This window comes from Kitasatospora sp. NPDC002551 (genome assembly GCF_040296005.1).
In the GTDB taxonomy this organism is placed as follows: domain Bacteria; phylum Actinomycetota; class Actinomycetes; order Streptomycetales; family Streptomycetaceae; genus Kitasatospora.
Genome location: NZ_JBEOWI010000108.1, coordinates 1 through 10165 on the forward strand (window position 1 = coordinate 1; position 10165 = coordinate 10165).

Genomic DNA, 10165 nt, shown 5'->3' on the forward strand with positions numbered 1-10165 from the left:
CCCCACCCCTCCGGCCCTCGGGCGGGGCGCCCCAACACCTTCTCTGGGTTGCCCGCCTTCCTTTCTTTTGTGAGCTGGGGGGGGTCGGCGCCCGCCCCCCCCCCCCCCCACGTCCGGGCGCCCCGGATCCGCATGCTGGGCGGATCCCAGCAGCTCGCCGGCGCGCTCGTCGGCGGCATCCTCGTCCTACTCCCGGCGGGCACCGCGATCGCCTCACCCGCCAGCGCCGCCCCCGCCACCGTGGCCACGGCCAGCGTGACCGCCGACACTCCCACCGCGGCGACCACCGCGACCAAGTCCTCTGCTTCTTCGGCATGGGACGGGCCCGTCCACCGGGTGCAGGACGGCGACACTCTCTGGGACATCGCCGAGAAGCGCCTGGGCGCCGGCATCGAGTGGCACCGGATCATCGACGTCAACGCGGGCGTACCCCAGGCGGACGGCTCCCTCATCACCGCCGACACCACTGTCCTGCAACCGGGCTGGACCCTGCGGCTTCCCGCGGATGCCTCGCCCAGCCCGTCCGCCGATCAGGGCGGAGTTCAGGCGCAGACTGCCGGATCCAAGGCCGCGGCCGAGACCCACACCGTACGCGCGGGCGAGACCCTCACCGGCATCGCCGAGGACGAGCTCGGCGACGCCGACGCCTACCCCCGGATCGTCGAGGCGAACAAGGGGGTCAAGCAGGACGACGGGCGCGTCCTCGGCGACCCCGACGAGATCTACCCCGGCTGGAAGCTGCAGATCCCCGCCACGACCGGCGCCGACCACAGCGACCGGAGCGACTCGAAGCCGGAAGAGGCCCAGCCGCCGCGCGAGAAGCCCACCAACCAGGGCAAGGGTGAGGAACGGCCCGGCGCCGAGCAGACGCAGCCGCCCGCCCAGGACAAGCCGAGCCCGGGTGTCGACCAGGGAGGGAAGGGCGAGTCCGCCCAGACCCCCAGTGACCTGGGCGCGGATAAGGACCGGCCGGGCGGTGGGCTGCCGACCGCCCATCCGGACGCCCCGGCCGAGCAGTCCCAGACCCCCGTCGCGGCGTCGGCCGACGATGCCGACGACTCCTCCGCCGCGTCGGTGGCCTTGGCCGCCACCAGCCTGTTCGCCGCCGCCGTCCTGGCCGTCCTCGGCGGCCGGCGCGCGCTCCAGCAACGCCGCCGCCGCCCGCGCCGGCGCATCCCGATGCCGCAGCAGGCCACCGCCACTGCCGACCTGGAGAAGCAGCTGCGAGTCGCCTCCGACCCCGAGGGCCTCGACCTGGTCGACGTCGCCCTGCGCACCCTGGCGGCCAACTGCGCCAAGGCTGGCCAACCGCTCCCGCCGCTGGAGGCCGTCCGCGTCACCGCCAAGGGCCTGGAGCTGTACTTGTCGGCGCCGACCCCGCAGATCGTGCCGTTCGCCGAGACGGAGGAAAGCCCGGACCGCTGGTGGTGCCCGGCCCGGGGCGCCCAGCTCCTGGACGAGGACCAGGCCCGCGACACCATGCCCCCCTACCCGGCGCTCGTCAGCCTCGGGGAGACCGCCGACGGCGAACCGGTGCTCGTCAACCTCGAGTCCGTCGGCGCGCTGCGCCTGACCGGCACCGGCGCCGACATCCGCGCCGTCATGCTGGGCCTGGCCGTCGAGCTCGCCTCCTCCGGCCTGTCCGACGACACCACGCTGCTGCTGGCCGGTCTCGGCGAGGAACTCGCCGGCGTCTTCCCCATCCGCGTCGAGCATCAGGAGGACCTGGCGCACGCCCTGCCGGAGCTGCGCGCGCACGACGCCCTGCAGCGCCGGGCTTTGGAAGCAGGCGACCTCGACGATCTCGCCCAGGCCCGCCTGTCCGAGGACGGCGGCGACGCCTGGATCCCCAAGGTGCTCATCGCTCCCACCGCGCCCAGCGGCGACGAGGCGGAGGCTCTGGCCGATCTGCTGTCCTCGCGGCCCCGTACCGCGACCGCGATCGTCACCGAGGCCGGGGACGAGCTCGAGGTTCCCGGCGCCTGGACACTGCCGGCCGCGGCCGGTAGCCCGGTGCAGTTGCCCGGCCTGGATCTGACGGTCACCCTGCAGAGGCTGGAGGAGGAGGCGTACCTGCCGCTGGTGCAGTTGCTCGTCACGGCCGCCCGTACCGACGACGTCCCGGCCCCGGCCTGGACCCACGCGCCCGACGGCACCTCCGTGCCGAACGGACCGAGTCCCATCCCGCAGCGGGGCGACTCCGCCCTCGCGCAGGACACCGCGGAAGACGGCGACGGCGATGGGGACACCGCGCCGGAGGAAGCCCGCGGGCAGCAGCTCGCCATGCCGCCGGCCGCTCCGATCGTGCAGGTGGGGGTCAGCGCCCTCCGGTCCTCCTCGGTCACTGCCGTACCCGACCTCGGCCTCAGCGCCCTGGCTCCCTCGGTCACCGGCGCGGCCGGCAGCGACCTCGTGGAGGGAGCCGAAGACGAAATCGCACCGGAGGTGGCGGCGTTGCCCAAGGAGCTCTTCGACGAGACCCTCCAGGAGGTCCTCGACGAACGCGGCGACGAGGCCGAAGAAGACGAGGAGCCGCAGGGAGGCGAGGAGCCCGAGGACCTGGACGAGCTCGCCGCCGGGGAGGCACCGGAGGGTTCAGCCCTGTCCCCGGCGGCCCTGGGCCGGCCGGCGGACCACCCGGTCGAGCCGGAGGCCACGCGTCCCGTACGTCCGGCCGCCCGGGTCACCGCCGTCACCTCGGGAGTGCTGGCGGCCCTGAACACGCCTCCGGACCCGCCGGCCGCCCCGCAGATCCGGGTCCTGGGCCCCGTCGACGTGATCGGCACCCTCGGCAAGGTCGAGTCGTACCGCCGCAACGGTCTCACCGAGATCGCTGCCTGGCTGGCCCTGCACCCGGGCAAGTCCCGCCATGAGCTCGACGAGGCGGTCTGGCCCGGTCAGCGGGTGCGCGCCGACACCCGCAACACGGCAATCTCCAAGTTGAGGGCGTGGCTCGGCCGCGACCCCCTCCTGGCGGCCGACGACCCGTCCGGCGCCTACCTGCCGACGATCAGCGGCGGCATCTACAGCTTCAACGACCAGGTCACCAGCGACTGGCAGCAGTTCCAGGCGTACTACCGGGAAGGGATGCACTACTCCGGTACGGAGGCGGATACGGCGCTGGCCAGCGCGCTGGCGCTCGTCCGCGGCCGGCCGTTCAGCGACATCAACCAGTCCAAGTACGCCTGGGCCGAGTACGACATCCAGGAGATGATCTCGGCCGTCGTCGACGTCGCGCACGAGCTCGCCACCCGACGCATGGCGGTACGCGACTACCGTGCCGCGCTCGCGGCGGCCTCTCGCGGCCTGGTGTGCGACACGATGAGCGAGCTCCTCTACCGGGACCTGTTCACCGTCTACAGCGAGATCGGTGACCGCCAAGGGATGGAGCGGACGGCTCATCAACTGACGCGCATCGAGATCGAAAGCGGGTCCGATTCCGCGCCCGAGACGGTGGCCTTGATCAACGCGCTGATGGACGCGAACCGCATCGCGTCCGCCTGACCGGGCACGCGAAAGGGGCCTGTCCGCACCGGACTTCCGGTACGGACAGGCCCCGACGTTTCGACCCGCTTCGTTCAGGCGTCAGCCGCGAGGCCGAGCGCGGCCCCCCGGGCCTGTTCAAGGAGGGGCAGGAAGTCCTCTTGGCAGGTGCCGAGCGTGAGAGGCCGCTCGGACGGAGTGACCACGTCCCAGCCGTGAGAAGAGCCGGGCCGGAGGGAGGCGCCGTCGACTCCGCCCGGCCGTGGATGCGCGTCGGCGCTCTGGGAGGATCAGCGGTGTGGAAGAGATGCGAGCCCGTCCCGGGTGGAAGCAGGTCCCGATGCCGCCGGCCGTGGCTGGCCTGCCCCGCGACAGCCGGGGATATCCGGTGGGCTGGACGACGCTCTGGGAGCCCCGCGACGCTCCGGGCCGGTCGTCGGTGATCCGCAGCCCCGAGGAAGGCGCGGTGCTGTGGTGCTACTGCACGACCGGCACTGGGGCTCCGCTGCTGGGGCAGGTGTGTCCCCGGCGTCAGCGCACGGCGATGGCCCGGCGGCGCTGCCAGCTGTGCGGTACGTCGATCGACCGGGACGCGAAGGTGGTCTTCATCGCCGGCGAGTCGGAGGAGACGGCCGCCCAGCTCGTACGAGAGCCACCGCTGCACGCAGCGTGCGCCGCCTATGCCGCTCGCGTCTGCCCCTACCTGGTGGTCGGGAACCGTGCAGGGGCGCTGCGCGTCGCCGAGGCAGCGTCCTACCAGCTGTTCGAGGAGCGGGTCCGGCCCGACAGTCTGGATCCGCAGGCGGACATGCTCAGGGAGGTGTTCCCCCTCGGAAGCCGCGAGGCGCTGCGGTTCGGCGCGCTGGAGAACCTGTTGGCGGCTCCCGCGGGCACCTGGGTTCCCTTCGCGACGTGGTTCGCCGGCCTTCCCTCTTCGTCTTCGCAGGGCTGACCCTGCGCCTTCCCGGCCGCATGGTCCACAGATCGCGCCAGTCGGAACGGGCCTCGTCCCAGACGTGCCCGAGTCACCACACGGCCCCGGCCGGGTTTGACCTGGCAGCCGTAGCCCAACGAACCCGAATCCTGGCGCAGTTCACCGCCCTGGGCGTCTGAACCGCGGGCTGTGGTGGCGGACGCTGCGGCCGGCGCGTGTCCTTCGGCATACTGATCTTGCCCGTCAGCTGACGGGATTCTCCCCGCGTGCGCGGGGATGCGGAGCCGCCGCCGTGACGGTTCCGAGCACATCCCTGCCCTGGAGGAGCCATGCCCCGACGTACCGAACCGACCGCGCTGGACGTCCACGCCGCGTGGAACATCACACTCGACCTCGACCGCCAGGGCGATATCGTCCCTGACAACAGCAGTCGGGGCCTGGAGGCCGAGGTCTTCGTACGGACCCGCGTCATGCCGCACGGCTTCGAAGGGGTGGAGCGCGGCGCGGCCCGGCTGCTCGAAGTGGTCGGGGGCGTCGTTTTCGGTATCGAGCCGCCGCTGCTGGCCGTGAAGCCGCTGGAGTTCTACACCGACCCGATCGTGGGCTCCTCCGTCACCGCCGGGAGCCGCACGTTCGTGCCGGACCGGCGGGAGGCGTGCGCCGCGCTGGTGCGCGACCTGGTGGCCGCCTCGGTGCCGGGGCAGGCCGGCCCGTCGCCGCTGGAGGTCTGGGACGGCTGGGCGGCCACCTACTCGCGAACGGCCCGCGACCCCCGTATCCGGTACGTACTGCTGCGCGCCGTCCTGGTGCTCGCCGCGCTCGGCGACACCGCAACGGGCGCGAAGGGCTTCACGCAGACGGTCGTGGACGACAAGCTCGTCGCGCAGTTCCCGCTCCAGGCGTAGGGGAGTCGCTCGGGTGGGCCACAGGCCGCCGTGGCCGCTGGCCGGGAAGTCGTCTTCGGGCTCGAACATTGTCGATACCCCTAGATAACCGTCACTGGCGTCCGACTCGATATCGCCGCTCGGGTAGCGGGGGAGGCGGGGATCTGGTGCCGGCGCAGAAGTCGGTCCAGGTGCGGAGGAGTTCGGAGTCGTAGGTCCCGGGGGCCGCGGTGGCGGAGCGGAAGCGGGGTATGGGGCTTCCCTCGGCGAGTGGTTGGGCGGCGGGTGCTCAGTCGCGGTCAGCGGTCCCGGCTTGCCGCAGCCCGGGTTCGGTGGGCGGTTTACAGAAGGAGGGTGAGCACGGTACTTCCCGTACGCGGTAGCGGTGCCAGGCGACGTGGTGGTCGCACAGGATGCGTTTCGTCTCGCCGTGGATGCAGCGTTCGGCGATGTGCAGGTGGGGCGGCAACCGGGGGCTCCTGCCGGCGGGCCGGGCCGGCTGGTGGGTAAGCCGGGCCCGGCGGGCGGTCGTCTCGTCAGTACTGAAGGCGTGTGCCGTCGAACACGGCGTCGGCCGGGAGGGACGCGCCGGGCAGCAGGCCGGTGATGACTCGGTGGGGAGCGCCGGGGACGTCGGCGAGCCGGACCGCCGGGTGCAGCGGCTTGGCCGACATGCGGGTGTCGTCGGTGGTCATGCCGATGAGGCGCTGCTGCGGGAGGTGGACCAGGAGGGCGTCGCCGATGGTGTAGCCGTGGCGGCGGTAGAAGCCGTCCAGGGCGGGCTCGTGGTCGACCGTCATCAGGCCGTACCCGGCTCGCGTGAACCGTTGCTCGGCGGCGTTGATCAGGGCGGCGGCCACGCCCCGGCGGCGGTGGTCGGGGTGGACTGCCACGCCGTTGATGATGCCCAGGCTGCGGACCATGTGGTCCAACAAGGGAAGGCTGTCGATGCCGGGGTGGGTGAACAGCCAGCGCGGCGGGCCGCCGAACAGCGCGCCGATGAAGGTGCCGGTCTCCTTGTCCTCGGCGACCAGGGCCAGATTCCGGTCGTGGGAGAGGGGCGGCACGGGCGGTGAGGCCAGGACGAGCCGCGCGAGGCCGAAGGGGTCGGGGTTGAAGGGGTCGGCGAGGGCGATCACCTGCATGAAGGCGTCGGTGTCGGCGGGGCGGGCGTCGCGCACAGTGAACGCGGCGCCGTCGGCGGAGAGGCGGTTGGGGGAAGACGCTGTCATGGCTGGGGCTCCTGCGGAGGGGAAGAGGCTGGTGGGTGGGGTCAGCGGGAGGTCCGGCGGCCCAGGGCGCGCACCACGCTGGTGAGCGTGTAGTCGGAGACGGTGCGCATGGGGTCGCGGGTGGTGCCGCGCTCGGGGTCGTAGGCGTACACCCGGGCCTTCGCGTCGAAGGAGCGCATCAAGGTGACGGCTGCCTCCAGGAGTTGAACCTCGTCGGGGAGGCTGCCGAAGTCCGGTTCGGTGTGCAGAGCGGCGAAGCGGCGCCGGTCCGCGAACGGGAACTCGCCCCGGTGCATCCGGCCGGGGACGAAGCCCCACTGCTCGTGGAAGTTGTCCCAGTAGGCGTGGACGGCGGCGGAGGGGTGGCCCTCGTAGGGCTCGCGGGTGATCGTCGCGCCGGGCTCGTCGAGCAGCCAGGTGATGCGGTGCGGCTTGTCCCACATGGCGCCGCTGTCGACGAAGAGGCTGTCGTTGGGGGCCGTGGCCGTCCAGACCTCCGGCTCGGTCCACTCCCCTCCGTCCGCGCCGGGAAGCTCCTTGGGCCCCACCCCGGAGACGACGGCCGTACTCGTTCCGTCTCCGTTGTCGCGCAGCCAGGCGTATTCGCCGGCGGTGGCGGTGAAATCGGGCCCGGGGCTCCACCGCGGGGCATCGGAGAACGCCGTTTCGGGGAATGAGAGCACGACCGTGACGCGGCCGCGACGGTCGAATCGGCGGGGGTTCCAGGTCTGGTTGATGGCGGCCTCTATGTGGCGGCGCAGGCTTCGCTTCATGGGCGGGAGCTCCTCGGCTGGAACAGGGCGCGGCGCGGGACGAGCGGACGCGCGCCGGTGAGGGCGGGCCGGGCCGAGAAGGGTCATCGGCGTCCGGTCGCCTGCCGCCTCGTTCGGCGGCATCCACACAGTAACCCAGATTCATAGAATTAAGCAATGTGATCAAAGCGCTTGACCCTCATTAATCTTACTCATAGAGTTAGGCAATGAACGGGGTGTCTTCGCCCCCGACTCACACCACGCCGCCGGACCTCCGCGCAGGCCTGGCCGCACCGGCACACACCCCTGAGGACCCCTCTTCATGCTCTCCGCGCACCCCTGGGACCACGACCAGGCCGTCACCGCGCTCGCAGCGCCGGGCGGCACGGGCGACCGGCACCGCTGGCAGGTCGCCGACACCGGCCGCACCTTCGCCGTGCACGGCTCCCACGCCTTCCCCGGCCACCCCATGTACGACATCTACGAGACGACCGACGGCGCCCCGCCGGTCCCGGCCGCCCGCCTCGCACAGCTCCACTCGCTCATGCGGGCCCGGCTGCTGATCGCCAAGCTCGCGCGCCCCACCTTCACCGCGAACTGGACGGTGTGGGAGACGGCTCTCGTCGTCGGCGAGGGCATCGACCTTGCCACCGCCCCCGTACGCGAACGCGGCACCTGGACCTTCACCTTCGACTACGCCCTGGACACCGAACAGGAGGGCTACCGGTACGACGCACAAGGCCCCCTCCTCGAAGCGGCGTTCCAGGCCGCCGCCGACTTCTTCCACGACCACGAAGTGACCGACCCCGAGGCCAACGAGGACGGCATCCTCGGCATCGTCCTGGCCTCCTACGCCCGCCGGTACCCCCTGCCCGGCCGGGCGGCCGGAGCCCGGCCGTGACGGCCCGTCGGCGGCGGATGGACCGCACCGCCATGACCGGCTCCCTGGTGAACTGGCCGACCCGCCTCGACAGCTACGGAGGCTGCGGCACCAGCGTCTACGCCGTGTGGCCCGAGGCGGCCGACGAGCCGATGCTGGTCTGCTTCCCCGGCCTGCTGCTCCACGCCCAGCTGCAGGAAGAGCCCATCGGCGACCGCGGCCCGTGGACCGCGGTCTTCCCCGGCCTCGACGACGGCGACCCCGAGGCCGCCGAGCGCTCGACCGGCCTCCTGGCCGCCCTCCTGCTGGGCACCACGGGCGCGAGCTGGGCGCTGCGCGACCCGGACGCCGCCCCGGCCACGCCGATCACCGAGTGCTTCGCGGGCTTCTGGACCGCCGGCGAGCAGGACCTCACCGCCGCAGGCCGCGCGGTCGTCAACGCCCTCACCCAGTCCTACGGCCGCCCCCCGGTCTTCCTGACCGTCCAGGACACCTGACCACCCCCAACCCCCGACCGGAGAGACGAACATGCCCCCGCAGTCCACCCGCCCGACCCACCCCGGCGCGGCTCCCATCGTCGAACTGAGCGGCATCAGCGCCTCGTTCACCCCTCTCGAACTCGAGGGCCTCGTGCGCACCGCAGCCGAAGCCGTTTTCGGCGATCCTGACGATCTCAGCACCCGGCAGCACGAGCTGGCCGCCCGCGCCCGCGCGCTGATGGCCGAGGAGGCCGAGGAGACCGCCGACGCCGACGAGCAGTCACCGACCGCCGGCTACAGCCGGATGCTCGCCCTCCAGGAGTGGCTGCGCGTCGAGGCCGAGGCCGCCGCCGAGGAGTTCACCACGCTCCTGCGCGTCCTGCTCCCCCGCGCCGCGTACGTGGTGCTGCAGGTCCGAGGCAACGACACCTTCATGCTCGACCGCGCGGTCACCGCCCACGGGACGACCGTCCACGACTTCGACGACCCGCTCCCCGCCCTGCCCGAGGACCTGGCCCGCGCCTGGGGCAAGGACCCGCGCTTCGAGCTCAACCTCGACCACATCGTCGGCGAGCTCCAGGCCGCCGGAATCACCTTCGGCGACCTACCCGAGACAGCCCGCGACCTGGACGTCGACAACCGGCACGAGTACCTGCCCTCCATCGACCTGGCAGCCGTCGCATGACGAGATCCCCCTCACGTCCCCGGCCGTCGGCATCCGAGCCGCCTTCTTCCACCGCTTCCCCTCCGTGGGCGGCGCTTCGCCTTCCCGTTCCACCACCTTGTGAGAGGACCAACTGCTGTGACCCGCATGATCAACACCGGAAGTCACGCCCGCCGACTCCTGAGCCAGGAGGCCCGCGGCGCCATCGGGGCCGCCCTGGTCCCGCTGGAACATCAGTTCCACGAGTCCGTCGGCTGGGGCAGTCTGCCGGTCACCTGGATGCAGATCCGCCTTCCGCATCCGGAGACGGTCGATGCACACCCGGCCAGCCACGCGGTCGCGGTTGAGGACATGGACGTCCCGACCTGGGCTAACGACGGCGGGCCGAAGTTCCAGGGAGCCATGGAGGAGTACGGGCAGGCGCTGCTCGACGAATCCGCAGGTCTGGGCCCCGACTCCAGGACCGACCCGATGGGCCCGGTCGTGGGACTGCTCGCCCTCGCCGAACGGTGGGCGCTCGACCAGGGCGAGCTCATCGAGGGCGTGGACGTCCTGGACACCCCCGGAGCCAAGCAGCAACGCAACCTGACCGCGGTGCTGGCCGACGGAACGGTCCTGGCCATCACGCGCACCGCGGGTGAGCCGACGACGCACCGCTCCCAGAACCACATCTCCCGGTGCCCCCGAGGCCGCACCCTGGCCCCCGCGCTGTGGCTGATGGGACAGGGCACGGGCGTCTTCCCCTTGGAGATGCCCCCGCCGGTGCAGCGCGTCTAGAGGTGCCGCCCGGTCGGGGTGCTCCAGCGCCCCGACCCGGCGGCGGAGTCCGGGGCTTTTCTGGTGTGGGGCTTGTGCGA

Annotated in this window: 9 protein-coding genes; 7 read left to right on the top strand and 2 right to left on the bottom strand. The window is 72.4% G+C overall.

Features of this window, described 5'->3' with window-relative positions; all coding sequences use genetic code 11:
* Nucleotides 1–132 precede the first annotated feature (132 nt).
* The 3 genes from ABT093_RS39725 (at nt 133) to ABT093_RS39735 (ending at nt 5322) form a co-directional block, all read left to right on the top strand.
* On the top strand, nt 133–3504 hold the full coding sequence (locus tag ABT093_RS39725) for a LysM peptidoglycan-binding domain-containing protein (RefSeq protein WP_350572379.1): 3372 nt from the start codon (nt 133–135) through the stop codon (nt 3502–3504).
* Between the two features lie 277 nt (nt 3505–3781).
* Complete coding sequence (locus tag ABT093_RS39730) at nt 3782–4435, top strand: hypothetical protein (RefSeq protein ID WP_350572380.1); 654 nt, start codon at nt 3782–3784, stop codon at nt 4433–4435.
* A 311-nt stretch (nt 4436–4746) separates the two neighbouring features.
* Nucleotides 4747–5322, top strand: coding sequence for a hypothetical protein (locus ABT093_RS39735; protein WP_350572381.1), 576 nt, complete (start codon nt 4747–4749; stop codon nt 5320–5322).
* A gap of 515 nt (nt 5323–5837) precedes the next feature.
* Here the strand turns inward: ABT093_RS39735 and ABT093_RS39740 are convergent.
* Together ABT093_RS39740 and ABT093_RS39745 are read right to left on the bottom strand one after the other, a co-directional pair.
* On the bottom strand, nt 5838–6533 hold the full coding sequence (locus ABT093_RS39740; RefSeq protein WP_350572382.1) for a GNAT family N-acetyltransferase: 696 nt from the start codon (nt 6531–6533) through the stop codon (nt 5838–5840).
* Nucleotides 6534–6574: 41 nt separating this feature from the next.
* Complete coding sequence (locus ABT093_RS39745) at nt 6575–7306, bottom strand: hypothetical protein (protein ID WP_350572383.1); 732 nt, start codon at nt 7304–7306, stop codon at nt 6575–6577.
* A gap of 301 nt (nt 7307–7607) precedes the next feature.
* On the opposite strand from ABT093_RS39745, the gene ABT093_RS39750 reads away from it, so the two are divergent.
* The 4 genes from ABT093_RS39750 to ABT093_RS39765 all read left to right on the top strand — a co-directional run bounded on the left by ABT093_RS39750 (nt 7608) and on the right by ABT093_RS39765 (nt 10085).
* Nucleotides 7608–8186: a hypothetical protein gene (locus tag ABT093_RS39750; protein ID WP_350572384.1), complete on the top strand. Its 579-nt coding sequence runs from the start codon at nt 7608–7610 to the stop codon at nt 8184–8186.
* Nucleotides 8183–8662, top strand: coding sequence for a hypothetical protein (locus ABT093_RS39755; protein WP_350572385.1), 480 nt, complete (start codon nt 8183–8185; stop codon nt 8660–8662). The genes ABT093_RS39750 and ABT093_RS39755 overlap by 4 nt, the downstream gene beginning before the upstream one ends.
* 31 nt (nt 8663–8693) lie before the next feature.
* The gene (locus ABT093_RS39760; RefSeq protein ID WP_350572386.1) at nt 8694–9329 is read left to right on the top strand and encodes a hypothetical protein; all 636 of its coding nucleotides are present in this window, start codon (nt 8694–8696) and stop codon (nt 9327–9329) included.
* 117 nt (nt 9330–9446) lie between these two features.
* On the top strand, nt 9447–10085 hold the full coding sequence (locus tag ABT093_RS39765) for a hypothetical protein (RefSeq protein WP_350572387.1): 639 nt from the start codon (nt 9447–9449) through the stop codon (nt 10083–10085).
* Nucleotides 10086–10165 lie beyond the last annotated feature (80 nt).